The 26,301-nt window shown below is 53.7% G+C and carries 27 protein-coding genes; 12 read left to right on the top strand and 15 right to left on the bottom strand.

All coding sequences use genetic code 11. The features are described from left to right. Positions 1–135: 135 nt before the first annotated feature. The 4 genes from ACLHV9_RS14085 to manX form a co-directional block, all read right to left on the bottom strand. Complete coding sequence (locus tag ACLHV9_RS14085; RefSeq protein ID WP_028021357.1) at positions 136–594, bottom strand: DUF986 family protein; 459 nt, start codon at positions 592–594, stop codon at positions 136–138. 62 nt (positions 595–656) lie between these two features. Beyond that, positions 657–1,508, bottom strand: coding sequence for a PTS mannose transporter subunit IID (locus ACLHV9_RS14080; protein ID WP_028018668.1), 852 nt, complete (start codon positions 1,506–1,508; stop codon positions 657–659). A 12-nt stretch (positions 1,509–1,520) separates the two neighbouring features. Continuing rightward, positions 1,521–2,321, bottom strand: a complete 801-nt coding sequence (locus tag ACLHV9_RS14075; protein ID WP_028018669.1) for a PTS mannose/fructose/sorbose transporter subunit IIC — start codon at positions 2,319–2,321, stop codon at positions 1,521–1,523. 46 nt (positions 2,322–2,367) lie between these two features. Continuing rightward, entirely contained in the window at positions 2,368–3,330 is a 963-nt protein-coding gene (gene manX, locus ACLHV9_RS14070; protein WP_028018670.1) for a PTS mannose transporter subunit IIAB, read from the bottom strand. A 264-nt stretch (positions 3,331–3,594) separates the two neighbouring features. On the opposite strand from manX, the gene ACLHV9_RS14065 reads away from it, so the two are divergent. Together ACLHV9_RS14065 and yoaE are read left to right on the top strand one after the other, a co-directional pair. After that, a complete protein-coding gene (locus ACLHV9_RS14065; RefSeq protein WP_072032730.1) occupies positions 3,595–3,804 on the top strand; it encodes a protein YoaL in 210 nt (69 codons plus the stop codon). After that, positions 3,792–5,351, top strand: coding sequence for a CNNM family cation transport protein YoaE (gene yoaE, locus ACLHV9_RS14060; protein ID WP_028018671.1), 1,560 nt, complete (start codon positions 3,792–3,794; stop codon positions 5,349–5,351). The genes ACLHV9_RS14065 and yoaE overlap by 13 nt, the downstream gene beginning before the upstream one ends. A 6-nt stretch (positions 5,352–5,357) precedes the next feature. Here yoaE and ACLHV9_RS14055 read toward each other — a convergent pair whose 3' ends face one another. The 4 genes from ACLHV9_RS14055 to pabB all read right to left on the bottom strand — a co-directional run bounded on the left by ACLHV9_RS14055 (position 5,358) and on the right by pabB (position 10,548). Beyond that, positions 5,358–6,956 carry a cyclic diguanylate phosphodiesterase gene (locus ACLHV9_RS14055; protein ID WP_128347534.1) on the bottom strand — a complete coding sequence of 533 codons (1,599 nt, stop codon included), beginning with the start codon at positions 6,954–6,956 and terminating at the stop codon, positions 5,358–5,360. Positions 6,957–7,087: 131 nt separating this feature from the next. Beyond that, the gene (gene sdaA / locus ACLHV9_RS14050; protein WP_023336071.1) at positions 7,088–8,452 is read right to left on the bottom strand and encodes an L-serine ammonia-lyase; all 1,365 of its coding nucleotides are present in this window, start codon (positions 8,450–8,452) and stop codon (positions 7,088–7,090) included. A gap of 185 nt (positions 8,453–8,637) precedes the next feature. Continuing rightward, complete coding sequence (locus ACLHV9_RS14045; RefSeq protein WP_028018674.1) at positions 8,638–9,216, bottom strand: CoA pyrophosphatase; 579 nt, start codon at positions 9,214–9,216, stop codon at positions 8,638–8,640. Positions 9,217–9,222: 6 nt separating this feature from the next. Further along, positions 9,223–10,548 carry an aminodeoxychorismate synthase component 1 gene (pabB, locus tag ACLHV9_RS14040; protein WP_407220675.1) on the bottom strand — a complete coding sequence of 442 codons (1,326 nt, stop codon included), beginning with the start codon at positions 10,546–10,548 and terminating at the stop codon, positions 9,223–9,225. A 61-nt stretch (positions 10,549–10,609) separates the two neighbouring features. Between pabB and ACLHV9_RS14035 the strand changes: the two genes are divergently transcribed. Then, a complete protein-coding gene (locus ACLHV9_RS14035) occupies positions 10,610–10,792 on the top strand; it encodes a YoaH family protein (protein ID WP_407220674.1) in 183 nt (60 codons plus the stop codon). A gap of 5 nt (positions 10,793–10,797) precedes the next feature. Here ACLHV9_RS14035 and ACLHV9_RS14030 read toward each other — a convergent pair whose 3' ends face one another. Then, positions 10,798–11,142, bottom strand: coding sequence for a RidA family protein (locus ACLHV9_RS14030; protein ID WP_008500498.1), 345 nt, complete (start codon positions 11,140–11,142; stop codon positions 10,798–10,800). 133 nt (positions 11,143–11,275) lie between these two features. Between ACLHV9_RS14030 and ACLHV9_RS14025 the strand changes: the two genes are divergently transcribed. The 5 genes from ACLHV9_RS14025 to rnd all read left to right on the top strand — a co-directional run bounded on the left by ACLHV9_RS14025 (position 11,276) and on the right by rnd (position 17,655). Further along, complete coding sequence (locus ACLHV9_RS14025; protein ID WP_028018676.1) at positions 11,276–13,186, top strand: ATP-dependent DNA helicase; 1,911 nt, start codon at positions 11,276–11,278, stop codon at positions 13,184–13,186. A 66-nt stretch (positions 13,187–13,252) separates the two neighbouring features. Beyond that, positions 13,253–13,948 carry a tRNA (adenosine(37)-N6)-threonylcarbamoyltransferase complex dimerization subunit type 1 TsaB gene (tsaB, locus tag ACLHV9_RS14020; RefSeq protein WP_028018677.1) on the top strand — a complete coding sequence of 232 codons (696 nt, stop codon included), beginning with the start codon at positions 13,253–13,255 and terminating at the stop codon, positions 13,946–13,948. 37 nt (positions 13,949–13,985) lie between these two features. Further along, complete coding sequence (locus tag ACLHV9_RS14015; protein WP_108089700.1) at positions 13,986–14,567, top strand: Slp family lipoprotein; 582 nt, start codon at positions 13,986–13,988, stop codon at positions 14,565–14,567. A 203-nt stretch (positions 14,568–14,770) separates the two neighbouring features. Further along, the gene (gene fadD, locus ACLHV9_RS14010; RefSeq protein WP_133175275.1) at positions 14,771–16,456 is read left to right on the top strand and encodes a long-chain-fatty-acid--CoA ligase FadD; all 1,686 of its coding nucleotides are present in this window, start codon (positions 14,771–14,773) and stop codon (positions 16,454–16,456) included. A 71-nt stretch (positions 16,457–16,527) separates the two neighbouring features. Further along, positions 16,528–17,655, top strand: coding sequence for a ribonuclease D (gene rnd, locus ACLHV9_RS14005; protein ID WP_028018680.1), 1,128 nt, complete (start codon positions 16,528–16,530; stop codon positions 17,653–17,655). 73 nt (positions 17,656–17,728) lie between these two features. Here the strand turns inward: rnd and minE are convergent, their stop codons facing one another. From minE to minC, 3 genes are read right to left on the bottom strand one after another with little or no spacing between them, the layout of a single operon-like run. Next, entirely contained in the window at positions 17,729–17,998 is a 270-nt protein-coding gene (gene minE, locus ACLHV9_RS14000) for a cell division topological specificity factor MinE (RefSeq protein ID WP_008500504.1), read from the bottom strand. Between the two features lie 3 nt (positions 17,999–18,001). Beyond that, positions 18,002–18,814 carry a septum site-determining protein MinD gene (minD, locus tag ACLHV9_RS13995; RefSeq protein ID WP_023312187.1) on the bottom strand — a complete coding sequence of 271 codons (813 nt, stop codon included), beginning with the start codon at positions 18,812–18,814 and terminating at the stop codon, positions 18,002–18,004. 23 nt (positions 18,815–18,837) lie between these two features. After that, a complete protein-coding gene (gene minC / locus ACLHV9_RS13990; RefSeq protein WP_028018681.1) occupies positions 18,838–19,545 on the bottom strand; it encodes a septum site-determining protein MinC in 708 nt (235 codons plus the stop codon). Between the two features lie 123 nt (positions 19,546–19,668). On the opposite strand from minC, the gene ACLHV9_RS13985 reads away from it, so the two are divergent. The 3 genes from ACLHV9_RS13985 (at position 19,669) to ACLHV9_RS13975 (ending at position 21,185) form a co-directional block, all read left to right on the top strand. Continuing rightward, positions 19,669–19,944: a YcgL domain-containing protein gene (locus ACLHV9_RS13985; protein WP_028018682.1), complete on the top strand. Its 276-nt coding sequence runs from the start codon at positions 19,669–19,671 to the stop codon at positions 19,942–19,944. Between the two features lie 47 nt (positions 19,945–19,991). Then, positions 19,992–20,651: a fumarylacetoacetate hydrolase family protein gene (locus ACLHV9_RS13980; RefSeq protein ID WP_028018683.1), complete on the top strand. Its 660-nt coding sequence runs from the start codon at positions 19,992–19,994 to the stop codon at positions 20,649–20,651. A 93-nt stretch (positions 20,652–20,744) separates the two neighbouring features. Beyond that, positions 20,745–21,185: a YcgN family cysteine cluster protein gene (locus ACLHV9_RS13975; protein WP_028018684.1), complete on the top strand. Its 441-nt coding sequence runs from the start codon at positions 20,745–20,747 to the stop codon at positions 21,183–21,185. 65 nt (positions 21,186–21,250) lie between these two features. On the opposite strand, the gene dsbB is transcribed toward ACLHV9_RS13975, so the two are convergent. Next, a complete protein-coding gene (dsbB, locus tag ACLHV9_RS13970; RefSeq protein ID WP_028018685.1) occupies positions 21,251–21,781 on the bottom strand; it encodes a disulfide bond formation protein DsbB in 531 nt (176 codons plus the stop codon). Between the two features lie 143 nt (positions 21,782–21,924). Continuing rightward, complete coding sequence (nhaB, locus tag ACLHV9_RS13965) at positions 21,925–23,463, bottom strand: Na(+)/H(+) antiporter NhaB (RefSeq protein ID WP_028018686.1); 1,539 nt, start codon at positions 23,461–23,463, stop codon at positions 21,925–21,927. A 201-nt stretch (positions 23,464–23,664) separates the two neighbouring features. On the opposite strand from nhaB, the gene fadR reads away from it, so the two are divergent. Beyond that, a complete protein-coding gene (gene fadR / locus ACLHV9_RS13960; RefSeq protein WP_028018687.1) occupies positions 23,665–24,384 on the top strand; it encodes a fatty acid metabolism transcriptional regulator FadR in 720 nt (239 codons plus the stop codon). Between the two features lie 117 nt (positions 24,385–24,501). Here fadR and ACLHV9_RS13955 read toward each other — a convergent pair whose 3' ends face one another. Beyond that, on the bottom strand, positions 24,502–26,034 hold the full coding sequence (locus ACLHV9_RS13955; RefSeq protein ID WP_024909810.1) for a SpoVR family protein: 1,533 nt from the start codon (positions 26,032–26,034) through the stop codon (positions 24,502–24,504). Positions 26,035–26,301: the final 267 nt, after the last annotated feature.

Below are 26,301 nucleotides of genomic sequence, written 5' to 3'. Positions count from 1 at the left end.
ATAACGATTTTCATTTTTATTTAAGGGTGAATGTATCGTTAAGAAATATAGGTAGAAAGAAAAAGAGTAATATAGCTTCGGCTATGTTTATTGCGTAAAATGCACACAAAATATAGCCGATGCTATATATCTAACTCATTGAGTTTTAACGAGTAATTTGTATATTTTTTCCAAATCGTCAATATTTTTAACACGAATAAGCAGGCGGCGTTGCTCTAATTGCATGACCAGTACACCATCTTCCGATAAATTCATCTCTTTAATACGGTTATATTCTATCCAGACATTGGCAAAGAAAAATCCACGGGATTTAAAAATGATTTTTGGCGTGCGGATCCAGAACAGATAAATCGCCATTAATGCCAGCGCACATAATAACCATGTGGTTAATATTGCACCATGGCTGGTGATGTTGTTGTAAATAAGGATAACGATGAGACCCGTGAAGATAAACGCATCTACGCGTCCGCGTCGCAGAAGAGGAAGGGAAAGCAGCGTCTCGCCGTGGCGGCGAGGCATGATGAACTCGTCATAGATCGCGTAAGCCAGAAGGGCTGCAATAAATAAAACCAATACGATGTCCGTGACAGTCATTCATCCTCCGAAGAACAGATAAAAAAACCGGGGGCAAGCCCCCGGCGTCTAACGTTATTGCTTTACAGGCCCAGCAGGCCGACAGCGTAACCCGCGATACCGATGATAAAGAAGCCAACGATGATCCACAGTGGGTTAACTTTCTTACGCAGCAACCACATGCAGGCGAAGGTTAACAGCAGCGGCACCAGGCCAGGCATAAGCTGATCCAGGATAGTCTGCACGGTGGTGACACGGGTCTGACCATCCTGCCCGGTGATGGTGGAGACCACCAGCGGAATGTTCACATGTGTCCACTTATTAACCAATGCCCCCATCACAAACAGGCCGAGGATAGACGCCCCCTCAGTCAGTTTTTGCAGGAAGCCGCCACCCATGTCCTTAACGATGTCCACCCCTTTACGGTAACCGTATGCCACACCGTAGTAGCGGGTCAGCAGACGCACGGCGTTGAACAGGATGAAGAACAGCAGCGGGCCAAGCAGGCTGCCGCTCATCGCGATACCGGCCCCTAGTGCCGCGAAGACCGGACGAACGGTACCCCAGAAGATAGGGTCACCGACACCTGCTAACGGACCCATCAGACCGACTTTAATACCGTTGATGGCACCATCGTCAATCTCTGCGCCGTTCGCACGCTGCTCTTCCATCGCCAGCGTTACGCCCAGAACGGGAGCCGCCACATATGGATGGGTGTTAAAGAATTCCAGGTGACGCTTAATCGCCTGACGGCGCGCTTCGTTGTTTTCCGGATACAGGCGTTTGATTGCCGGCACCATGGAGAAACAGAAGCCCAGCGCCTGCATACGTTCGAAGTTCCATGAACCCTGAAACAGGTTAGAACGGATGAACACGCCACGAATATCACCCGGAGTGAGTTTTTTCTCGGTGGTAGTTTTTGTCATATCAACCATTTCGCTCACCTGCTAGTCCAGTTCGTTATCGAGATCGTTATTACCAGCAGCCTGCACTGGGGCACCCGCAACGCGGTTATATTTCGGGCTCAGCTGGATGTAGAGAATCGCCATCACTGCACCAATTACACCCAGCGCAACCAGGTTGAAGTTGGTGAAGGCAGCGGTCACGAAGCCGAGGTAGAAGAACGGCATCAGGTAGCCTGCGCGCATCATGTTGATGACCATTGCGTAACCGACTACCACGATCATACCGCCCGCGATGTTCAGGCCGCCGGTGACCACTTCTGGAATGGCGTTCAGCATGCTCTGCACTTCACTGGTACCGACAGAAATCGCGACGATGACCGCCGGAATAGCGATACGCATCGCCTGCAGGAACAGCGATGAAACGTGGATCCAGGACAGCGCCGTGAGGTTGCCATTTTCGGCCGCCTTATCCGCTGCGTGCTGGAAAGCAACCGTGATGGTACGAACGATGATGGTCAGTACCTGGCCTGCTGCTGCCAGCGGGATCGCCAGGGCGATACCCGCACCAATACTCTGGTGACCGGCAATAACCAGAACGGTAGAAATGATGGAAGCCAACGCGGCATCAGGCGCAACCGCCGCACCGATGTTCATCCAGCCCAGGGCGATCATTTCAAGGGTACCACCGATGATGATACCGGTTTTCATGTCACCCAGAACGGCACCAATCAGCGTACAGGCCACCAGAGGACGGTGGAACTGAAATTCATCAAGTACGGATTCCATACCCGCAATACATGCGACGACGAACACCAGCACAATCTGAAGAGTGGTAATCTCCATTGCACTTCTCCTATTACATAAGCGTTATGTGAAAACCGGCGCGGGCTTATTTCCCAACTTTACCGATCAAATCCATCATTTTCAGTTTCTGATCCGTGGAAACCTTACGGGCTTCCAGCTCAATACCGCGGGCATTCAGTTTGTTAAATGCCTCGATATCTTTCGCATCAACCGAAATGGCGTTGTTGACCTGCGTTTTGCCCTGACGGAATGCCATACCCCCGATGTTCACGGAGGTGATTTTCACGCCGCCTTCAACAATGCGCTCAACGTCTGTCGGGTTAGTGAACAGTAGCATCACGCGTTCACCCGCATATTTCGGGTTGTTATAAACGCGGATCATCTTGGCGACATCCACCACGTGCGCGGTAACGCCAGGAGGAGCAACCTGAGTCAGAAGGGTTTTACGTACAGTATCGGCGGCAACTTCGTCACTGACGACGATAATGCGTCGGACGTTGGTCTCTTTGGTCCAGCGCGTAGCGACCTGACCGTGGATTAAGCGGTCATCAATACGTGCAAGGCCAATAACCATGTAATCGTTCGGGCCCATCGGTTTTGCCGGTGCAGCAGCTTTTGGCGCTGCGACAGCCGGTGCGGGTTTCTCGACCGGTTGTGCTTTCAGCGCTTTCACGCCTTCGCGGCCGGTTTCCACAGCGAGTGCAACCAACTCATCGAAAGAGGGATTGTCGTCGCGCGCCATGAAGGTTTCCACCAGCATCGGGATATTCACCCCGGCGACAACTTCGTAGTGCTCTTTATCGACGACAATGCGGCTGGCAGCATTGAACGGACTGCCTCCCCATGTATCAACGAGAAACAGCACGCCTTTGCTGGTATCCAGCTTCGCGAGTTGGGCGTTGTACTTCTCAATCAGCGTCTCGGCATTTTCACCGGGAACGAAATCGATCCAGCCGACGTTTTCCTGCTCGCCCAACAGCATCTCTGCTGTTTTGAGTAGCTGCTCAGCAGCCCAACCATGTGTGCCTATGACAATAGCAATGGTCACTTGCTACCTCCTTTTATTATCATTAATACGCCTGCCAGGCAGTCGTACTGAGAATCGTATTGGCGAACCGAATCGATTCAGATAAGGGTTAGAGTTCAAAAAACTAAGACTTCCGCGAATTATTTTAGATAGTGAAAAAATAATTTATGTGATGAAGATCCGTAATTTAGCTTTCGCAATCGAGAAATTACTCGTCAAGAATTAAGTCTTATCGAATTTTTGCAAAGGAACGTAAATCTTTGCTAAACAGATATTGTCTCTGATATGTTTAGCCTCCGTTTAATTGTTCAGGAGTATAGGGCTACAGCCCACTATATGGACCGTCACCGACGTCAGACATCTACCAGGCCATTTCGCGCCTATTTCACCGGCGATCCTCGCCACGTATCGACTCTGTTTGCCTCTGTTTTGCCCACATTGAGTGGGGCACCGTTTCGTCATTCCTTTAGCAGGAGCTTGTCATGGAATTCTTAATGGACCCGTCAATCTGGGTGGGATTGCTCACGCTGGTGGTGCTGGAGATTGTTCTCGGCATTGATAACCTGGTGTTTATCGCCATCCTTGCGGACAAACTGCCGCCAAAACAACGTGATAAAGCGCGTCTGATTGGTTTGTCGCTGGCGCTGGTCATGCGCCTGGCACTGCTGTCCGTCATCTCGTGGATGGTAACGCTGACAAAACCGCTCTTTTCCGTCATGGATTTCACCTTCTCCGGCCGTGATTTGATCATGCTATTGGGGGGGATATTCCTGCTGTTTAAAGCGACGACAGAGCTGCATGAGCGGCTGGAAAACCGTCAGCACGATGATGGACACGGTAAAGGCTATGCCAGCTTCTGGGTTGTCGTGATGCAGATCGTGGTGCTTGATGCGGTCTTCTCGCTGGATGCGGTGATCACGGCCGTCGGTATGGTGAACCATCTCCCGGTGATGATGGCGGCTGTTGTTATTGCGATGGCGGTTATGCTACTGGCCTCGAAACCGCTGACGCGTTTCGTGAATCAGCATCCGACGGTAGTGGTACTGTGTCTGAGCTTCCTGCTGATGATTGGTCTGAGCCTGGTGGCGGAAGGCTTCGGTTTCCATATTCCGAAAGGCTACCTGTACGCAGCCATTGGCTTCTCAATTCTGATTGAGCTGTTTAACCAGATTGCACGCCGTAACTTTATTAAACAGCAGTCGAATCAGCCGCTTCGCGCCCGTACTGCAGACGCCATTCTGCGTCTGATGGGGGGGCGTCGACAGGTCAACGTCCAGTCTGACTCCGAAAACCGTCATCCGGTTCCGGTCCCTGAAGGGGCGTTTGTGGAAGAAGAGCGCTACATGATTAACGGCGTACTCTCCCTGGCCTCGCGTTCACTGCGTGGGATCATGACCCCGCGCGGTGAAATCAGCTGGGTTGATGCCAACCTGAGCGTGGATGAAATTCGTCGGCAGTTGCTCTCGTCACCACACAGCCTGTTCCCGGTTTGCCGTGGTGAGCTGGATGAGATCATCGGTGTCGTCCGTGCGAAAGAGATGCTGGTGGCTCTGGAAGAGGGTGTCAACGTCGAAGCCATCGCTGCTGCTTCACCTGCGATTGTGGTGCCGGAAACGTTAGATCCAATCAACCTGCTGGGCGTGCTACGCCGTGCTCGCGGTAGCTTTGTGATCGTCACTAACGAATTTGGCGTAGTACAGGGGCTGGTGACGCCGCTGGACGTGCTTGAAGCGATCGCCGGTGAGTTCCCGGATGCAGACGAAACACCTGAGATCGTGGCTGACGGCGAAGGCTGGCTGGTTAAAGGTACAACCGATCTGCATGCGCTCTCGCACACCCTGGGGCTGGAAAACGTGGTCAACGATGAAGAAGACATTGCCACCGTGGCGGGTCTGGTCATCGCGGTTAACGGGCAAATTCCACGAGTGGGGGATGTTATCGAACTGCCGCCGTTGCACATTTCCATCGTTGAAGCCAACGACTATCGCGTTGATATGGTTCGTATTGTTAAAGAACACTCTGTCCACGATGAAGATGAGTAAGTCTGCTTAACGTAACGGCATTAAAGGCACGATGTGTCCGTTATGGTGTGCTGGCGGGGGGGCGCTTCCCGCCAGCCATTGCGGAAAATCTCGCAGTGGCATAGGCCGCGCATAGAAAAACCCCTGCAGGACAGGTACCCCATGACGGCGTAAATACCGCGCCTGCTCCTCTGTCTCGACTCCTTCAGCAACCAGTTCGATATTCAGCCGCTGACCCAGAGCAATAATGATGTCTGTCACCGTTGAATTTACTGCATCAGTTCCAATTGCAGTGGTAAACGACCGATCAATTTTCAGAACGTCCGGGTGCAGTTTTTCAAGCCAGGAGAGGGAACTGTTCCCGGTGCCAAAATCGTCGATAGCGAGTTTCACCCCCTTACGATGGAGCTCACGCACAGTGCGATAATCCGCATCCAGCAACGCATCTCGTTCCGTTAATTCAATCACCAGTTGCTGGCGCGGGTGTGCGCTGAACCAGAAGTGGTTCAGATCCTGTATCAACACAGCGCGACGGAAATGGCTGGCGGCGACGTTAATCCCAATGTGGAAACCTGCGCTGGAAGGAAAATAACCTATCTGGCGCACCGTTTCGGCGATGACGTAACGGGTCAGGGGAACAATCAGGTTGTGTTCTTCTGCCAGAGGAATAAACACTTCCGGGGAGATCCACCCCTGACGAGGGTTATTCCAGCGCAGCAGGATCTCAACGCCGGAGCACTCCTGAGTACGGGCATTCACCAGCGGCTGACAGAAAAGCTCAAATTCCCGCGCCGCAATCCCCATATCAATCTCCCATGTGAAGCTCATCCGGTTTGCCGTAGCGAGCCAGGCGAGATATCCCAGCAACAGGCTCAGCATTAACCCCAGCGGCAGTTGGGCTGGCAGGCTCTTTAAGGCGAGTTGTCCAGGACCCGGCCCGCTTACTGTAATGGAGAAAGGATTACGGATTGATGACTGCTGGAAAATAGCGCCATCTTCATCAAATGTCAGGCTATCAGTGACGCGTTGACCATAACGCAGGAAGCGATCGCCCACGGTCAGCGCCACGTCATCGATCAGCGGACGCTGGGGTTCCAGTATCATTTTGGTGATCAGATCAATATTGATGATTTCAATAACGCCATCTTCACCGTCACCGGAAACAGGGTACCACTGGATCAAAATCGGACTGCCCTTAAGCAGCCACTGGTCGGTCGATAAAATCAACTTCGTCGTATTGGCGGGTAATTCTTTCAGGAAATCACGAACCGGCACATCGCGGCTACCGAAAATACTGGAGCAATAGAGAATACCGTCTTTAATCAGGGCAATGGAGCGCACGGTCTGCAAAATGGCTGCCTGCTTTCGCAGAGCAAGGTGCACCTGAGGGCAGGGTTGACCCACGAGGGACTGCAGCACCTTGCGACGGTTTTCTAATGAAAGCAGTATGTTATCAAGGGAGCGAACGGTATGGCTGGTAAAATCGAGGATCCGCTGTTGGTTGACGTTCCGCTGCGAAATAAAGCGAATACCTAATGTCAGGATGAGCGTGAGGAGCGCGACCGTCACACAGACGATAACGCGTTTTCGGCGATAGTTTTTAATGATCGTTTGTGCTGTTTGCATGAACGGTCGCCTGATAAGCCACCAGCCACAAAAGCCGGACGCAACAGTACAAAGTGTAGTGGTGAAAGCAGAAGGAGACGAGAAACAGGAGGGAAATTCGCCCATCCGTTGCAGATGGGCGAAAGAGAGTATTAGTCGCACTGCACCTTAATAGCCAGGCCACCACGGGACGTTTCACGGTATTTCGCGTTCATGTCTTTACCCGTTTCGTACATGGTTTCAATCACCTTATCCAGCGATACGCGAGGTTCGCTGGTACGGCGCATCGCCATGCGCGAGGCGTTGATGGCTTTCACCGAGGCAATCGCGTTACGCTCGATGCACGGCACCTGCACCTGGCCTGCGACCGGGTCACAGGTCAGACCGAGGTTATGCTCCATACCGATTTCAGCCGCCACACAGACCTGCTCAGGGCTTGCTCCCAACAGCTCTGCCAGACCGGCTGCCGCCATCGAACAGGCCACACCCACTTCACCCTGACAACCGACTTCAGCGCCAGAAATTGAGGCGTTCATTTTGTACAGCGCACCGATGGCACCTGCCGCCAGGAAATAACGGATGTAGATGTCCGGGGTCACGGGCTCAATAAAGTGATCGTAGTAGGCCAGCACCGCCGGAACGATGCCACACGCGCCGTTGGTTGGCGCAGTCACGACGCGACCCCCTGCGGCGTTTTCTTCGTTAACCGCCAGGGCAAACATGTTTACCCAGTCGACCACGTTCATCGGGTCGTTGGAGAACTTGTCCGTGGTCACCAGCATACGGCGCAGGGCGGAGGCACGACGCGGTACGCGGAGCGGACCCGGCAGAACGCCTTCGGTGTTCATCCCGCGATCGATACAGGCGCGCATGGTTTGCCACACGTTCGCAAAATAGTCTTCAATCTCTTTTTTGCTGTGCAGTGCCAGTTCGTTCTGCATCACCATACCGGACAGTGAAAGACCGGTCTCTTTGCAGTAACCCAGCATTTCGGTAGCCGATTTGAACGGGTACGGTACGTTGACGTCGCCGACGCTGTCTTTACCAAAATGCTCTTCATCGACGATAAAGCCACCGCCGATGGAGTAGTAGGTTTTGCTGTAAATCTCTTTTTCACCGCTATAAGCGTGAATGGTCATGCCGTTTTCATGCAGCGGCAGGTTGTCGCTACGAAAACGCATGCCATCATCCTGCGGGAAATCGACTTCCTGCTGGCCGTTTGCCAGCAGCAGGCGGCCACGTGTTTCCACGTCGCGAATGAATGCCGGGATGGCATCAATATCAACGGTATCTGGCATATTGCCTGCCAGACCCATAATAATGGCGATATCGGTGTGGTGGCCTTTACCCGTTAATGACAGTGAGCCGTAAACATCCACGGCGACACGGGTAACGCTTTCCAGTAATCCTTTTTCGACCAGATCATCGACGAACTGTTTACCGGCCTTCATCGGGCCAACAGTATGGGAAGACGAAGGGCCAATTCCCACTTTGAACATGTCGAATATACTAATCACTTTCACACTCCTGACAGGGTTACCGGGGTTCCAGTAACGATGTTATAACTGCGCATAGTGTAAGAGGGAACACCGACCTCGGCTTAACTATTCACATGAATTAAACTAATGGTTAACGATGGGTTTTGCTAATAGCGCGACGCAGATCGCAAACCTGGCAGAAGAGGGTGGAATGTAAAGTATAGTCAAGGCTTCAGGCCGATTTGCAACGCCAGCTCACGAATAATCCCCGCCGTCATGCCCCAGACAAAATAATGCTGATACCAGGACAACCAGACCCGATGGTCATGTCCGCGACGCTGAATATCCAGCGGGTGATAACGACTCAGTCGAAGGGCTTCATCCAGCGGCATTTCAAACACCGCGGAAACTTCATCAACGCTGGCGTGATACCGCAGGCCCGGCGGGATAATGCCAACCACTGGCGTGACCTGAAACCCGGTGACACTGTCGACGGGCGGCAGCACGCCGATAACCTCCACCGCCTCTGGCGGAATGGCAACCTCTTCCTGCGCCTCCCGCAGCGCGGCGGCAATCAGCGAGGCGTCGGAACTGTCGACTGCGCCTCCTGGAAAGGCGACCTGACCCGCGTGCTTACGTAAATGGGGAGAACGCTGGGTGAGCAGCAGGCCCGGCTGCGCGCGACGCACGACCGGGATCAGTACGGCTGCCTGACGCTGATTAAGCGCTTCGCGGTTGACCTGCGGTCGTAATAGCTGAAAACGTGATAAAAAGTCATCCAGCGTCAGGTTCTCTTTTTCCACCCGTGATTACTCCAGTTGTTTCAGGATACGGTTAACTTTATCAAAGGTTTCCTGATATTCCGCATCGACCTGGCTATCGGCAACAATGCCGCCTCCGGCCGAACAGTAAAGATTTCCGTTGCAGGCCGTCAGCGTACGGATCGTGATGCTGGTATCCAGCGTGCCACAGAGGCTGATATAGCCAATGCTACCGCACCAGGCGTTGCGGCGATGCGGTTCCAGTTCGTCGATGATTTCCATGGCGCGAATTTTTGGCGCGCCTGTGATGGATCCGCCAGGAAACGCGGCGCGGAGCAGATCGCAGGCGGTGCGAGAAGTGGGCAGACGCGCGGTAATGGTACTGACCAGATGATGCACCGCCGGGAAAGGTTCGACGACAAACAGTTCCGGCACGCGCACGCTGCCCGGAACGGCCACCCGGCCTATATCGTTACGCATGAGATCGACAATCATCAGGTTTTCGGCGCGGTCTTTTGGCGAGGCAGCGAGTTTTTCTGCCTGCTGACGATCGGCGTCGGGATCGGTAAGGCGCGGCAATGTGCCTTTAATCGGACGGGTTTGGATCGTACCCTCTGCCAGATGAATAAAGCGCTCAGGCGACAAGCTGAGTATTGCCCCCTGTTTCAGGCGAATAAACGCGCTGAACGGCGCCCGGTTAGTAGCATTGAGGCGGGTAAATGCCTGCCATTCGTCGCCTTCATAAGTCGCCTGGAAACGCTGGGCAAGGTTAACCTGGTAGCAGTCACCGCTTTGCAGATACGCCTGAACGCGCGAGAATTTTTCGGCATAATCCGCGGCGCTCATATTTGAGCGCCACCCGGAGGTCAGTGTGAACATCTGTGCCGGTGCAGCCTGTTGCGCCTCTAGCCAGTCCAGACGCGCCTGCACGTCACGATGGCTCAGCAGGGAAACCGTTTTTTTCTGGTGATCAACAATTAACGCCCAGTCATACAGCCCCACGGCCATGTCGGGCAGGGGAATATCAGCTTGCGCATGCTCAGGCAGCGTTTCGTAACGACGACCCAGATCGTAGCCAAACAGGCCCAGCGCGCCACCCTGAAAAGGGAGGTCCGGGTTCGGTGTGGCAGATAAGCCCAGCGCGTCAATTTCTTGCTGAAGCAGCATCAGCGGATCGTCGGTTAACGACATGTCATCGGTTGTCAGCGTCCTGACGGGATCGGCGACCAGAATATCGAAGCGGCTGTACGGGTGGTCCGCATAGCCGGAGTGCAGCAGCATCGCAAACGGAAGATGGCTCAAACGAGCAAACCAGAATTCAGCGGCGTCCGTTCGCCAGGGCAGGGTAATAACAGTGGGGAAGCGCATGTTCATGTGTGGCATACTACCGGGCAGCGTGAAATAATTAGCGCCAATAATTTAGCAGGAGTTGACGATGTTTGCAGGTTTACCTTCTCTGAGCCATGAACAGCAGCAGAAAGCGGTTGAGCGAATTCAGGAACTGATGTCCCAGGGGATGAGCAGCGGGCAGGCGATTGCCCAGGTGGCGGAGGAACTGCGCGCCACCCATACCGGCGAGCGGATCGTGGCGCGTTTTGAGGATGAAGATAAAGAATAACCGGCTTACACTGCCGCGATAATCTTAATCTCAACCTTGTATTCCGGTTTCATCAGCGTGGCCTGTACGGTGCAGCGTACAGGCGCGTGACCCGCCACAACCCACGCATCCCAGGCTTTGTTCATCGCCGCAAAATCGTCTTTGTTTGCCAGGAAAATGGTCGCATCCAGAATGCGGGATTTGTCACTGCCCTGTTTTTCCAGCACCGCGTCAATCTGCGCCAGGGTATTTGCCGTCTGCTCGAATGCATCTGCGTCCAGGTTAGCCGGTACGCCGGTGTAGTAGAGCGTCTGGTTATGGATCACCACATCAGACCAGCGGGCTTCGGCATCAATGCGCACAATTGTCATAAACGTTTCCTCGTTATTTTTCGTCATCAGGCGGCAAGACTGCCATATTGTTCCGCTGTCGTCACTATTTGGGGTGGCACTGGAGAGAAGGGGCTGACATAATCCCTGTGCAAAAATACAGTGAGAGAACAACGTGGCAGACGATTTTTCCCCTGAAGGTCAATTAGCACAGGCCATCCCTGGTTTCAAACCGCGTGAACCACAGCGGCAGATGGCACACGCCGTTGCACGCGCCATCGACAAGGCGCAACCGCTGGTGGTGGAAGCCGGAACCGGCACGGGGAAAACCTACGCGTATCTCGCTCCGGCGCTGCGCGCGAAAAAGAAGGTGATCATTTCCACTGGATCGAAAGCGCTGCAGGATCAGCTCTACAGCCGCGATTTACCCACCGTGGCAAAGGCGTTGAAATACAAAGGTCGTCTGGCCTTGCTGAAGGGGCGCTCCAACTATCTCTGTCTGGAACGTCTTGAGCAGCAGGCGCTGGCGGGCGGCGATCTGCCGGTGCAAACCCTGAGCGACGTCATTATTCTTCGCGCCTGGGCGAACCAGACCGAAGAAGGAGATATCAGCACCTGCGCGAGCGTGCCTGAAGACTCTCCTGCCTGGCCACTGGTGACCAGTACTAACGATAACTGTCTTGGCAGCGACTGCCCGCTGTATAAAGACTGCTTTGTGGTGAAAGCGCGCAAAACGGCGATGGATGCCGACGTGGTGGTGGTTAACCACCATCTGTTTCTCGCCGATATGGTGGTCAAAGACAGCGGTTTCGGCGAGCTGATCCCCGAGGCGGACGTCATGATCTTCGATGAAGCCCACCAGTTACCGGATATCGCCAGCCAGTATTTCGGTCAGTCGCTCTCCAGCCGTCAGCTACTGGATCTGGCCAAAGATTTCACCATTGCTTACCGTACTGAATTAAAAGATACCCAGCAGCTACAGAAATGTGCCGACCGTCTGGCGCAAAGCGCGCAGGATTTTCGCTTACAGCTTGGCGAGCCGGGCTATCGTGGCAACCTGCGTGAATTGCTGGCTGACAAAAATATCCAGCGCGCACTGCTGCTGCTGGATGATGCCCTTGAGCTCTGTTACGACGTGGCAAAACTGTCGCTCGGACGCTCCGCGTTGCTGGATGCCGCCTTCGAGCGCGCCACGCTCTATCGCGGGCGGCTTAAACGGCTGAAAGAGATTAACCAGCCGGGTTTCAGCTACTGGTATGAGTGTACCTCGCGGCATTTCACCCTCGCCCTGACACCGCTTACCGTAGCGGATAAATTCAAAGAGGTGATGGCGCAAAAACCGGGAAGCTGGATCTTCACCTCGGCGACGCTTTCGGTGAATGACGATTTGCATCACTTTACCGAGCGTCTGGGTATCGAGCAGGCGGAGTCGCTGCTGCTGCCAAGCCCGTTCGATTACGAAAAACAGGCGCTGCTCTGTGTGCCGCGCAATTTGCCGCTACCGAATCAGCCCGGTGCCGCCCGCCACCTGGCGGCGATGTTAAAACCGATGATTGAGGCCAACAATGGCCGCTGCTTTATGCTCTGCACTTCTCACGCCATGATGAGAGACCTGGCTGAGCAGTTCCGTGCCACTATGACCTTGCCAGTGCTGTTGCAGGGTGAAACCAGCAAAGGGCAACTGCTGCAGCAGTTTGTCAGTGCCGGTAATGCCCTCCTTGTGGCCACCAGCAGCTTCTGGGAAGGGGTGGATGTGCGCGGGGACACGCTCTCGCTGGTGATTATTGATAAACTGCCGTTTACCTCTCCGGACGATCCGCTGCTGAAAGCGCGCATGGAAGATTGCCGCCTGCGCGGAGGCGATCCGTTTGATGAAGTCCAGCTGCCGGATGCGGTTATCACCCTCAAGCAAGGGGTAGGGCGATTGATCCGGGACGTGACCGACCGCGGTGTGCTGGTCATTTGCGATAACCGGCTGGTGATGCGCCCGTATGGTGCCACTTTCCTTGCAAGTCTGCCGCCCGCGCCACGTACGCGGGACATAAAACGCGCGGTGCGTTTCCTCGCAAACCCAACGGCGGAGTAATTTGCCCCGGAGTGTGCTAAGATGCGCGCCATTTTGTGACTGACCCTTGCGAGAGCGCGACAACTGATGCGAATTCTGGCTATTGATACCGCTACAGAGGCCTGTTCCGTTGCCCTGTGGAACGACGGTACTATCTCTGCCCATTTCGAAGAGTGCCCACGGGAACACACCCAACGCATTCTGCCCCTGGTAAAAGCGATTTTAACCCAGGGCAACACCTCCTTAACCGACCTCGATGCGCTGGCCTTTGGCCGTGGCCCTGGCAGCTTTACGGGCGTACGCATCGGGATTGGCATTGCGCAGGGGCTGGCGTTGGGCGCTGCGCTGCCGATGATCGGCGTCTCTACTCTCGCCACCATGGCGCAGGGTGCATGGCGCATGACCGGAGCAACGCGCGTGCTGGCCGCGATTGATGCCCGCATGGGTGAAGTCTACTGGGCCGAATATACGCGCGATGAAAACGGCGTGTGGCACGGTGAAGAGACGGAAGCCGTGCTTAAGCCGGAAGCGGTCACTGAAAGGCTGCAACAGTTGTCCGGTGAATGGGCGACCGTTGGCACCGGCTGGCCTGCGTGGCCCGAGATGGCGAACGATACCGGGGTGACGCTGGTAGACGGCAACATGCTGCTGCCGGCTGCGGAAGATATGCTTCCGATTGCCTGCCAGCTGCTCGCAGAAGGAAAAACCGTTGCCGTTGAACACGCGGAGCCGGTTTATTTGCGAAACACCGTCGCGTGGAAGAAACTTCCGGGCCGCGAGTGAATCTCAGTAACAGGAACTGAGAAAAAGGAGTCGCATCATGGCGGTTCAGACCAAAGTAGTACGCCTTATTATGGCAGGCGCAGTTGCCATAGCACTGAGCGGATGCGTTTCCGTTCCTGATGCGATTAAGGGCAGCAGCCCAACGCCACAGCAGGATCTGGTTCGGGTGATGAATGCGCCTGAGCTGTACGTCGGCCAGGAAGCCCGCTTTGGCGGCAAGGTGATCGACGTGCAAAATCAGCAGGGGAAAACCCGTCTGGAGATCGCGACCGTCCCGCTGGACAGCGGTGCACGGCCTGTTCTGGGTGAAGCCTCTCGCGGACGTATTTATGCGGACGTCAGTGGTTTCCTTGACCCGGTCGATTTTCGCGGGCAGCTGGTGACCGTCGTCGGGCCAATTACCGGTGCCGTGCAGGGCAAAATCGGCAACACGCCGTACAAATTCATGACCATGCAGGTTAACGGGTATAAACGCTGGCGGCTGACGCAGCAGGTGATTATGCCGCCTCAGCCGATCGACCCGTGGATGTGGGGGCCGCATCCTTATCGTTATGGCTACCCGGGTTGGGGTTGGTATAACCCAGGACCTGCACAGGTACAGACTATCGTTACTGAGTAACTTACTGTTATTGTTGGAAAAGAGACAGCGGCTCAGCCGCTGTCTCTGTTTTTTTACGGACAAGACGAAAAAAAAGAGTGACGCGCTTCGCAACCTTAAATCTGAACAATTAATAAACTGGTACGCTGAGTTAATATAATGTTAACAAACTGTTTATTATCGGGGTTGTGATGACGACGAACACTCATTTCAGAGGTGATGCATTGAAGAAGGTTTGGCTTAACCGTTATCCCGCAGATGTTCCTGCCGAGATCAATCCTGACCGTTATCAATCCCTGGTTGAATTATTTGAACACTCGGTAAGGCGTTATGCCGATCAACCCGCTTTCGTGAACATGGGCGAGGTGATGACGTTCCGTAAACTTGAGGAGCGTAGCCGGGCGTTTGCGGCGTATCTGCAGGAAGGGCTGGGGCTGCAAAAAGGGGACCGCGTCGCGCTGATGATGCCGAACCTGCTGCAATACCCGGTGGCGTTGTTCGGTATCCTGCGAGCCGGGATGATTGTCGTCAACGTTAACCCGTTGTACACGCCGCGTGAGCTGGAACACCAGCTGAACGACAGCGGCGCGGCGGCGATAGTGATTGTCTCTAACTTTGCCCACACGCTGGAAAAAGTGGTCGACAAAACCCAGGTTAAGCATGTCATCCTGACGCGTATGGGGGATCAACTCTCCACCGCCAAAGGCACGCTGGTTAACTTTGTCGTTAAATACGTCAAACGCCTGGTGCCAAAATACCATCTGCCGGATGCTATCTCCTTCCGCCGTGCGCTCCATGCGGGCTATCGTATGCAATACGTCAAGCCGGAAGTGGTGTCAGAAGACCTGGCCTTCCTGCAATACACTGGCGGCACAACCGGCGTGGCGAAAGGCGCGATGCTGACCCACCGTAACATGCTGGCTAACCTTGAGCAGGTGAATGCTACGTATGGCCCACTGCTGCATCCTGGAAAAGAGCTGGTCATTACAGCATTACCGCTGTATCACATTTTTGCGCTCACTATGAACTGTCTGCTGTTCATTGAACTGGGCGGTCAAAACGTATTGATTACCAACCCGCGCGATATTCCTGGGCTGGTCAAAGAACTGGCAAAATATCCGTTCACCGCCATGACCGGGGTGAATACCCTGTTTAACGCGCTGCTTAATAACAAAGAGTTCCAGCAGCTGGATTTCTCCACGCTGCATCTCTCTGCGGGCGGCGGCATGCCGGTTCAGCAGGCGGTCGCCGAGCGCTGGGTGAAGCTCACCGGTCAGTATTTGCTGGAAGGCTATGGCCTGACGGAGTGTGCGCCGCTGGTTAGCGTCAATCCACATGATATCGACTACCACAGCGGTAGCATTGGTCTGCCGGTTCCTTCCACCGAGGCCAAACTGGTCGATGATGACGATAACGAAGTTGCACCGGGTGAGCCGGGAGAACTGTGTGTCAAAGGGCCGCAGGTGATGTTGGGTTACTGGCAGCGTCCTGATGCGACAGACGAAATCATCAAAGACGGCTGGCTGCACACGGGTGACATCGCAGTGATGGATGACGAGGGCTTCCTGCGCATCGTTGACCGTAAGAAAGATATGATCCTGGTGTCCGGGTTCAACGTCTATCCGAACGAGATCGAAGATGTCGTCATGCAGCACAGCGGCGTGCTCGAAGTGGCGGCGGTAGGGGTTCCTTCCGGCAGCAGCGGTGAAGCGGTCAAAATTTTTGTGGTCAAGAAGGATCCCTCTCTCACCGAGGAGGAGCTGGTAACGTTCTGTCGTCGCCAACTGACGGGCTACAAGGTACCGAAGCTGGTTGAATTCCGCGATGAGTTGCCTAAATCCAACGTCGGAAAGATATTACGACGAGAATTACGTGACGAAGCCCGTGGCAAAGTAGACAATAAGGCCTGAGCTTCACGCTAATCGCCCAGACGCCGGTTAAGCCGGCGTTTTTTATGGGCGCAAACAAAAGAGAACCCGTTTTGAATTACCAGATGATCACGACCAATGACGAGCTGGCTTCGCTGTGCGAAGTGACGCGCGACTTTCCTGCCATTGCCCTGGATACCGAGTTTGTTCGTACCCGGACGTACTATCCGCAGCTGGGTTTGATTCAGATGTTCGACGGTAAACATGTGTCGCTGATCGATCCTCTCGGTATTACCGACTGGACGCCGATGCGTGACCTGCTGCTCGATACTGCCGTGACGAAATACCTGCACGCAGGCAGTGAAGATCTGGAGGTATTTCTCAACACGTTTGGCATCATGCCACAGCCGTTGATTGATACGCAGATCCTGGCGGCATTCAGCAATCGTCCGCTCTCATGGGGCTTTGCTGCTATGGTAGAGGAGTATACGGGCCTGACGCTGGACAAAAGCGAATCCCGTACTGACTGGCTGGCGCGCCCTCTGACTGAGCGTCAGCTGGAATACGCGGCGGCAGACGTGTTTTATCTGCTGCCTATTGCCGGACAGCTGATGAAAGAGGCTGAAGCTTCAGGCTGGCTGGCTGCAGCCCTGGATGAGTGTCGTATGGCGCAGCAACGTCGTCAGGAAGTGGTTGACCCGAAAGACGCCTGGCGCGATATCAGTAATGCCTGGCAGTTGCGTACGCGTCAGCTGGCGTGTCTGCAGCTGTTAGCGGACTGGCGTCTGCGCAAAGCCCGCGAGCGCGATCTTGCCGTTAACTTTGTAGTTCGCGAAGAACATCTCTGGGCGGTCGCGCGCTATATGCCTGGCAGCATGGGCGAGCTGGACAGCATTGGGCTTTCGGGCAGCGAAATCCGTTTCCACGGCAAAACCCTGTTGGCGCTGGTCGCAAAAGCGCAGGAGCTGCCGGAAGATGCGTTGCCGGAACCGCTGCTGAATCTGATGGATATGCCGGGCTACCGTAAAGCGTTTAAGGATATCAAAGCGCTGGTGCAGGTCGTCGCAACGGAAAGCAAACTGAGTGCGGAACTGCTCGCCTCACGCCGACAGATTAACCAGCTGCTGAACTGGCACTGGAAGCTGAAACCGCAAAATGGTTTGCCGGAAATGGTGGCAGGATGGCGCGGAGAATTGATGGCCGATCGCCTGAATACGCTGTTGGAAGGGTATCCGCGCTAATAAATATGCCGGGTGAAATACCCGGCATATTCCCCCGGCGGCGCTGCGCTTACCGGGCTACAAAATCACAAACCTACGGACGTGACTCTTCCGCTTCCGGAAGCGTAACGTTCAGCTCCAGAATCGAAATATCCCCGTCTTTCTGCTCCAGCTGTACGGTGACCATCTCCGGGTCAATCTGCACATACTTACAGATCACTTCCAGGATATCCTTACGCAGCTGCGGCAGGTAATGAGGCTCGGCGTCGCTACGACGGCGCTCCGCCACGATAATTTGCAGACGTTCTTTAGCGATGTTGGCGGTGTTCTTTTTCCGCGAGAGAAAAAAGTCCAGTAATGCCATAACTTATCCTCCGAACAGGCGTTTGAGGAAACCTTTCTTCTCTTCTTCAATGAAGCGGAAAGGACGTTCTTCTCCCAGCAGACGGTCAACAGTATCAGCATACGCTTTACCTGCATCTGCCATTGTATCAAGGATCACTGGCTCGCCCTGGTTAGAAGCGCGTAACACGGACTGATCTTCCGGGATAACGCCTACCAGTTTGATGCGCAGGATCTCCAGCACGTCTTCCATGCTCAGCATGTCACCTTTGTTCACGCGGCCAGGGTTGTAGCGGGTGAGCAGCAGGTGTTCTTTAATCGGGTCTTCGCCATTTTCCGCACGACGGGATTTAGAGGCGAGGATCCCCAGAATGCGGTCTGAGTCACGCACGGATGAAACTTCAGGGTTGGTGGTGATGATCGCTTCATCAGCGAAGTAGAGCGCCATCAGGGCACCGGTTTCGATGCCGGCAGGGGAGTCGCAGACAATGAAGTCGAAATCCATTTTTTTCAGATCGTCGAGCACCTTTTCCACCCCTTCACGGGTCAGCGCGTCTTTGTCACGCGTCTGAGAGGCCGGAAGAATGTAGAGGTTCTCGGTGCGCTTGTCTTTAATCATCGCCTGGTTCAGCGTGGCATCGCCCTGAATGACGTTCACGAAGTCATACACGACGCGACGCTCACATCCCATGATCAGGTCGAGGTTACGCAGACCGATATCGAAGTCGATAACGATGGTTTTCTTTCCCTTCTGGGCCAAACCAGTAGCGATGGCCGCGCTGGAGGTGGTCTTGCCAACGCCTCCTTTACCCGAAGTAACAACAATAATGCGTGCCATAGAAATTCCTTGTTAAAAAGGGATCAATTCAACGGTTGAACGGTCAACGCGTCGTCTGCCAGAAGCAGGCGAGCCGCTTTGCCATAAAATTCGGCTGGGATCTTGTCGCTCAGCCAATATTCACCTGCGATGGACACCAGTTCCGCCGTCAGGTGAGTACAAAATATTTGCGCATCCCGATCGCCACTTGCTCCCGCGAGCGCACGTCCACGCATCATACCGTAAACGTGAATATTGCCATCTGCAATCAGCTCTGCGCCAGCACTGACGTGGCTTGTAACAATCAGATCACAGTTTGGTGCATAAATGCGCTGACCGGAACGAACCGGTACATCAATCATTCGCGTTTTTGTGACGGGGGTAACGTTTTGCACCACGGGAGGGGGCGTCTGGACGGCAACAGGTGCTGTACGTGAGGCTTTTTCTTTGCCCTCGGTCAGAAGCGGCAGCCCCGCACGGTCAATTTCCGCTTTCAACTCAGCATCTTTGCAGCCGCTGATGCCCACAATACGCAGACCGGTCGAGGAGACGGCTTGCTGGAGAAGTTTCCAGTTAACCGATGCTTCAAGCGCGCTGACATTGATAACAACAGGGGCATGTTTCAGAAAAGCGGGAGCCTGGGCGATTTTGTCTTCTAACGCCTGACGAATAACCTCGGGTTTTGCATCATGCAAATGTACCACTGATAAGGTGAAGCTACTGCCTTTAAGCTCGATGGGCGTGTTTGACATCCTGGCCTTACTCAATTTGCTATTAACCGCAACCACTCGCTGCGATATTCCGAAGAGTATCAGGCATGTTATAGTCAGGAGTATATTGAGGCAAGCAACCACCCATTAATTCAGAGTAAAAACATGTTTTGTGTGATCTACAGAAGTACAAGTCGTGACCAGACCTATCTTTATGTCGAAAAGAAAGACGATTTTTCCCGCGTGCCTGAAGAATTAATGAAAAGCTTTGGCCGACCGCAGCTGGCGATGCTGTTGCCGCTGGATGGTCGTAAGACGTTGGTGAATGCCGATCTGGAAAAAGTGAAAACGGCATTAACCGAGCAGGGCTATTATTTACAGCTTCCGCCGCCGCCTGAGAATTTATTAAAACAGCATCTTGAGGCGAACGGAAAAAAATAGTCTCAACTGTTTTTGGACTCAACACATCAACCGTTTAGGGGTCGACCATGTATCAACATCATAACTGGCAAGGTGCATTACTGGATTATCCCGTCAGCAAAGTGGTCTGCGTGGGCAGCAACTATGCAAAACATATTCAGGAGATGGGCAGCGCGACGCCAGAAGAACCGGTTCTGTTCATTAAGCCAGAAACGGCGCTTTGTGATATCCGTCAACCGCTGGCGTTGCCGCAGGGGTTGGGTTCAGTCCACCACGAAGTCGAACTCGCCGTGCTGATCGGCGCGACGCTGCGTCAGGCCTCTGAAGAGCACGTGCAAAAAGCGATTGCTGGCTACGGCGTTGCGCTGGACCTCACGTTGCGTGATGTTCAGGGCAAAATGAAAAAAGCCGGGCAGCCGTGGGAAAAAGCCAAAGGGTTTGATAATTCCTGCCCAATCTCCGGTTTTGTGCCAGTGGGCGAGTTCACTGCTGACCCGCAGGATACGCCGCTTTCCCTGAAGGTTAATGGTGAATTCCGCCAGCAGGGAACCACCGCCGATATGATCCACAAGATCCTACCGCTGATTGCCTATATGAGCCGCTTCTTTACCCTGAAACCGGGTGATGTGATCCTGACAGGTACACCGGAAGGTGTTGGCCCGCTACTCAGCGGGGATGAGCTTGAGGTTGGTTTTAACGGCCTGTCGCTGAAAACCCGCGTGCTGTAACTGCATCTTGCCGCCTGAAGAGGGCGGCAAAACTTGCAACAACGTGCCAGACTCGTTATAAGGTGCGCTTTCTTTTGACGTGTGGACATCCTGATGAACGACATCCCTTTCTGGCAAAGCAAAACTCTTGATGACATGACTGACGCGGAATGGGAATCATTGTGCGACGGATGCGGGCAGTGCTGCCTGCACAAGCTGATGGATGAAGATTCTGACGAAATCTACTTCACCAACGTTGCCTGCAAGCAGTTGAACATCAAAACCTGCCAGTGCCGTAACTATGAGCGTCGGTTCGAGTTTGAGCCGGACTGCATCAAATTAACCCGCGATAATCTGCCAACCTTCGAATGGCTGCCGCATACCTGCGCGTACCGCCTGCTGGCGGAAGGGAAGGATTTACCGAACTGGCACCCATTGCTGACGGGCTCGAAAGCGGCGATGCACGGTGAGCGCATTTCAGTGCGCCACATTGCGGTGAAAGAGTCTGAGGTTCGGGACTGGGAAGATCACATCATGAATCATCCCAACCGTTGAGTTGAAATAAAAAACCCGCCGAGGCGGGTTTTTTATTGTTTGCTGTATGTCGGGTAGCGCTGCGTTTACCTTCCAAACAAATCGCGTTTCTTCGGTTTGAATGGCTGAGCAATCAGCACCAGCAGTGCCACGACGAAGTAGGCCACAAAAATACCCACCAGCCACTGCGGCATCTCCAGGGTCAGGAATTCCCACTGACGAACGGAGCAGTCGCCGGAAGCAACAAACACCTGCGGCAGCCATTTATCCAGCGGTAGCCAGCTCGGGAAGCGGGCGGCGAAATCACAGGTCATAAATGGTGACGGATGCAGCTGCATCATGGTGTGCTGCCAGGAGAGTTCAATCCCTTTCCAGGCGCTGTACAACCAGATAGCGATTGCGGCATAGCGCAGCGGTGATTTCGGGGCAATCGCGCCCACCAGACCCGCCCCCATAATGCCAAACAATGCGCAGCGTTCGTAAATACAAAGCACGCAAGGCTTGAGTCCCATTACATGCTGGAACCACAGCGCGACCATTTCCAGCGCAAAGGCGGTCAGGGCCATTAACAACCACGCTCCGCGACCGCGGGAGCACTGGTTTAAAAATCTCAACATAATCATTTCCCTGGAACATGCTTAGAAAGCGCAGTGTAAACGAATTCGTTTTTCGCGCCACCTGTACCTGACGAAATAAAACGTAATTGGATGTTTATCGTGCGAAAAGGCAAACGGGCAGCGAACTGCCCGAGATGCATACTTTATTGCGCCGCAAGTATACCCGCTTGTATCAACCATTGCGTACAGGGAATGAGGGTAATTTTGACGCAAAGCAAACCCACAATCGTGAGCACCAGCGTATAGGGCAGGGCCATCCAGACCATCTTGCCATAAGAAAGTCGTATGAGTGGCGCCAGCGCGGAGGTCAACAGAAAGAGGAAAGCGGCTTGCCCGTTAGGGGTCGCAACCGATGGCAGGTTAGTGCCGGTGTTGATCGCCACAGCCAGCAGCTCAAACTGCCCCGGACTGATGACGCCTTGCTCCATGGCTGCTTTAGCTTCGTTGATGTAGACCGTCCCGACAAAGACGTTATCGGATATCGACGAAAGCAGGCCGTTAAACAGATAAAACAGCGAGAGCTGAGCATCCGGTGCAGCCTGTAAAACAAAGGCAATAATTGGCGCGAAGAGGTGTTGGTCAATAATTACCGCCACAACGGCAAAAAATACAGCTAACAGCGCGGTAAACGGCAAGGCTTCGGTAAACGCTTTGCCGATAGCATGTTCATCCGTTACGCCAGTAAACGTGGCGGCGAGGATAATAACCGAGAGACCAATCAACCCCACTTCAGCAAGATGAAACGCCAGCGCGGCAATAAGCCAGACACCGATGATCCCCTGCGCAATAAGACGCAGTGTCTCCTGGCGTGTCCGCTGGCTACGGCTTTGCAGATCGAATTTATGCAGTTCCTGACGCACCGGGTCCGGGAGTTGTGCGCCATAGCCAAAGAGACGAAACTTCTCCACCAGCATGCAGGTCAACAGACCGCAGATCAGAACCGGTATACTCACCGGTGCCATTCTCAGGAAGAAATCACCAAAATGCCAGCCTGCCGCTTTGGCAATGATCAGGTTTTGGGGTTCACCCACCATTGTCATCACGCCACCCAGGGCGGTGCCAACGCCGGCATGCATCATCAGGCTTCGCAGGAAGGCGCGAAATTGTTCCAGCACTTCCCGGTGGTAAGTATCAACCTGGCTGTCATCCAGCAGATCGTCACCGGGGCGCGAAGAGGCCACCCGGTGGTAAATGCCGTAAAATCCAACGGCAACGCTTATCACCACCGCAACGACCGTCAGGGCATCCAGGAAGGCCGAAAGAAACGCGGCAGCCACGCAGAAGGCCAGCGACAGAAGTGTTTTCGACGGAATGCTGAGCAGCAGGCGGGTAAAGATAAACAGCAGTAGCTGTTTCATGAAGTAGATACCGGCCACCATAAATATCAGCAGCAGAAGCACTTCCAGATTAGAGGCCAGTTCTGCTTTCACATGCTCTGCGCTGGTCATACCGATAACGACCGCTTCAAACGCCAGCAATCCGCCCGGCAGCAGGGGATAACATTTCAGCGCCATTGCCAGGGTAAAGATAAACTCGGCCACCAGCAACCAGCCGGCAATAAACGGGCTCACAATAAAAATGATGGGATTAACGACCAGGAACACCAGCAATAACAGTTTGTACCAGTCGGGTGACTGGCCTAAAAAATTGCGCCACACTGCGCGCCCAAAAGAAATTTCCACGACAGACGTCCTTCCCCGTCAACTCAGACAAAACATGAGTATACGCAAAAATCGCGGCCTGGAGGTGGATAAGTCAGTATTGTAAATTTCACAAAAATGAAACCGCGATCCCTCTTTTCTCTCTTTGCCGCGCTATCTGCTACAGCGTGCCTCTGGTATGATGAGTCCAATTTGCTAAAGCTGTGTAATGGAAATCTCACTATGGTCATTAAGGCGCAGAGCCCGGCGGGTTTCGCGGAAGAGTACATCATTGAAAGCATCTGGAATAATCGTTTTCCTGCGGGATCCATTCTTCCGGCTGAACGCGAACTCTCTGAACTGATTGGCGTCACTCGCACCACGCTGCGTGAAGTGCTCCAGCGACTGGCACGTGATGGGTGGTTGACGATTCAGCACGGCAAACCAACGAAAGTGAACAACTTCTGGGAAACTTCCGGGCTGAACATTCTTGAAACGCTGGCGCGCCTCGACCATGAAAGCGTGCCGCAGCTGATCGATAATCTGCTTTCCGTGCGTACCAACATTGCGACGATCTTTATTCGCACCGCTTTTCGTCAGCATCCGGAAGATGCGCTTGCCGTGCTGGCCAGTGCGAACGAAGTTGAAGATCACGCCGATGCGTTTGCAACCCTCGATTACAACGTCTTCCGTGGGCTGGCGTTTGCCTCTGGTAACCCAATCTACGGCCTTATTCTGAACGGTATGAAAGGGCTGTATACCCGCATTGGTCGCCACTATTTTGCTAATCCGGAAGCCCGCAGCCTGGCACTGGGTTTCTACCATAAGCTAAGCAAGCTCTGTTCTGAAGGCCTGCACGATCAGGTCTATGAAACCGTGCGTCGCTACGGCCACGACTCCGGTGAAATCTGGCACCGTATGCAGAAAACGCTACCGGGTGATTTAGCGATTCAAAGTCGTTAAATAAAAAACCTCTCATATGAGAGGTTTTTTTTTCGTCGGGTGGCGGCTGCGCCTTACCCGACCTACGGGTTTTGTAGGCCCGGTAAGCGTAGCGCCACCGGGCAAAAAAAAGCTGTACTACAGCGTATTCAACCGCGCCGGACAACGCTCAAGTAACTCCACGCTACCATCTTCATTCTGCTGCTCAAGTTGCACGTCAAAGCCCCACAGGCGATGCACATGCTTCAGCACTTCTTTACGCCCTTTATCCAGCGGCGCGCGGTTGTGCGGGATATACCGCAACGTCAGAGAGCGGTCACCGCGTAAATCAACGTTCCATACCTGAATATTGGGTTCAAGATTGCTCAGGTTGTACTGAGAAGAGAGGCGAGAGCGGATCTCACGGTACCCCTCTTCGTTATGGATCGCTGAAATCTCCAGATAATTATTCCGATCATCGTCCAGAACGGTAAAGAAGCGGAAATCACGCATGATCTTCGGCGACATAAACTGGCTGATAAAGCTCTCATCCTTAAAGTCGCGCATGGCGAAATGCAGCGTTTCCAGCCAGTCAGAACCGGCGATATCCGGGAACCAGTACTTGTCTTCTTCTGTCGGTGACTGACAGATACGTTTAATGTCCTGGAACATGGCAAAGCCAAGCGCGTACGGGTTAATCCCGCTGTACCACGGGCTGTTGTACGGCGGCTGGAACACCACATTGGTATGGCTGTGCAGGAATTCCATCATAAACCGCTCGGTGACTTTTCCTTCGTCATACAGATGGTTGAGAATGGTGTAGTGCCAGAATGTCGCCCAGCCCTCGTTCATCACCTGGGTCTGTTTTTGCGGGTAGAAATACTGGCTTACCTTGCGCACAATGCGCAGGATTTCACGCTGCCATGGTTCCAGCAGCGGAGCATTCTTCTCCATAAAATAGAGCAGGTTTTCTTGTGGCTCGGACGGATAGCGACGCGCTTCTGCCACCGCTTTCTCTTCCTCACGCTTCGGCAGGGTACGCCACAACATATTCACCTGGCTTTGCAGATACTCTTCGCGGCTTTTCTGCCGGGCTTTCTCCTCCTGCAGGGAGATTTTCTGCGGACGTTTGTAACGATCCACGCCGTAGTTCATCAGCGCATGGCAGGAGTCGAGCAGTTTTTCCACTTCATCCACGCCATAACGCTCTTCGCAGTCGGTAATGTACTTACGGGCGAAGATAAGGTAATCGACAATAGAACTGGCATCCGTCCAGCTGCGGAACAGGTAATTGTTCTTGAAAAAGGAGTTGTGTCCGTAGCAGGCATGCGCCATGACCAGCGCCTGCATGGTAATGGTGTTCTCTTCCATCAAATAAGCAATACACGGGTTGGAGTTGATGACAATCTCATACGCCAGCCCCTGCTGCCCGTGCTTATACAACCGTTCCGTTTCAATAAATTTTTTACCAAACGACCAGTGAGGATAATTAATCGGCATCCCGACGCTGGAGTAGGCGTCCATCATCTGTTCGGACGTAATGACTTCAATCTGATGCGGATAAGTATCCAGGCGATACAGTTTTGCTACCCGGTCGATTTCGGCGAGGTAGACATCCAGCAGCTCGAAGGTCCAGTCGGGTCCATCGCTCAGACGTGTGTTGTCCTTGTTCAGGGAATCAATAGTAGCCATTAGCGCGCCCTCATTGTGGGTGCTCTCTCTGTCTGGAGAGCCTCCTTTCAAGCATAGATCAACGTGTTAAAAAGCGTGCTGGAGCAGAAATTTTTTCTTTGCGATTTCGCGTTTTTGATACGGCAAATAAACGGTGTCTCGCAGCATATTATGCTGGTTAAAAATAACGCGCAGCAGGAGATCCCAAATTAGCACTATCCCCTGATGCTGGGGGATGTGTGAGGTAAGTCACCATAAAAAAGTCATATGTTGAATAATATTTTCAAC

The sequence above is a fragment of the Enterobacter sp. CPE_E890 genome, assembly GCF_046521475.1.
Taxonomy (GTDB): domain Bacteria; phylum Pseudomonadota; class Gammaproteobacteria; order Enterobacterales; family Enterobacteriaceae; genus Enterobacter; species Enterobacter adelaidei.
The sequence above is the reverse complement of the archived record's forward strand: the minus strand, read 5'-3'. Positions and strand labels throughout refer to the sequence as shown.

Excerpts from the sequence above, each read along its gene's own strand:
- ACLHV9_RS14085 (WP_028021357.1), bottom strand. The coding sequence starts at position 594 with ATGACTGTCACGGACATCGTATTGGTTTTATTTATTGCAGCCCTTCTG.
- yoaE (WP_028018671.1), top strand. The coding sequence starts at position 3,792 with ATGGAATTCTTAATGGACCCGTCAATCTGGGTGGGATTGCTCACGCTG.
- ACLHV9_RS14065 (WP_072032730.1), top strand. The coding sequence starts at position 3,595 with ATGTTTAGCCTCCGTTTAATTGTTCAGGAGTATAGGGCTACAGCCCAC.
- minC (WP_028018681.1), bottom strand. The coding sequence starts at position 19,545 with ATGTCAAACACGCCCATCGAGCTTAAAGGCAGTAGCTTCACCTTATCA.
- tsaB (WP_028018677.1), top strand. The coding sequence starts at position 13,253 with ATGCGAATTCTGGCTATTGATACCGCTACAGAGGCCTGTTCCGTTGCC.
- ACLHV9_RS14055 (WP_128347534.1), bottom strand. The coding sequence starts at position 6,956 with ATGCAAACAGCACAAACGATCATTAAAAACTATCGCCGAAAACGCGTT.
- minD (WP_023312187.1), bottom strand. The coding sequence starts at position 18,814 with ATGGCACGCATTATTGTTGTTACTTCGGGTAAAGGAGGCGTTGGCAAG.
- ACLHV9_RS14035 (WP_407220674.1), top strand. The coding sequence starts at position 10,610 with ATGTTTGCAGGTTTACCTTCTCTGAGCCATGAACAGCAGCAGAAAGCG.
- dsbB (WP_028018685.1), bottom strand. The coding sequence starts at position 21,781 with ATGTTGAGATTTTTAAACCAGTGCTCCCGCGGTCGCGGAGCGTGGTTG.
- ACLHV9_RS14015 (WP_108089700.1), top strand. The coding sequence starts at position 13,986 with ATGGCGGTTCAGACCAAAGTAGTACGCCTTATTATGGCAGGCGCAGTT.
- ACLHV9_RS14075 (WP_028018669.1), bottom strand. The coding sequence starts at position 2,321 with ATGGAGATTACCACTCTTCAGATTGTGCTGGTGTTCGTCGTCGCATGT.
- ACLHV9_RS13985 (WP_028018682.1), top strand. The coding sequence starts at position 19,669 with ATGTTTTGTGTGATCTACAGAAGTACAAGTCGTGACCAGACCTATCTT.
- ACLHV9_RS13980 (WP_028018683.1), top strand. The coding sequence starts at position 19,992 with ATGTATCAACATCATAACTGGCAAGGTGCATTACTGGATTATCCCGTC.
- minE (WP_008500504.1), bottom strand. The coding sequence starts at position 17,998 with ATGGCATTACTGGACTTTTTTCTCTCGCGGAAAAAGAACACCGCCAAC.
- ACLHV9_RS13955 (WP_024909810.1), bottom strand. The coding sequence starts at position 26,034 with ATGGCTACTATTGATTCCCTGAACAAGGACAACACACGTCTGAGCGAT.
- fadR (WP_028018687.1), top strand. The coding sequence starts at position 23,665 with ATGGTCATTAAGGCGCAGAGCCCGGCGGGTTTCGCGGAAGAGTACATC.
- ACLHV9_RS14080 (WP_028018668.1), bottom strand. The coding sequence starts at position 1,508 with ATGGTTGATATGACAAAAACTACCACCGAGAAAAAACTCACTCCGGGT.
- ACLHV9_RS14030 (WP_008500498.1), bottom strand. The coding sequence starts at position 11,142 with ATGACAATTGTGCGCATTGATGCCGAAGCCCGCTGGTCTGATGTGGTG.
- ACLHV9_RS13975 (WP_028018684.1), top strand. The coding sequence starts at position 20,745 with ATGAACGACATCCCTTTCTGGCAAAGCAAAACTCTTGATGACATGACT.
- pabB (WP_407220675.1), bottom strand. The coding sequence starts at position 10,548 with ATGAACATGCGCTTCCCCACTGTTATTACCCTGCCCTGGCGAACGGAC.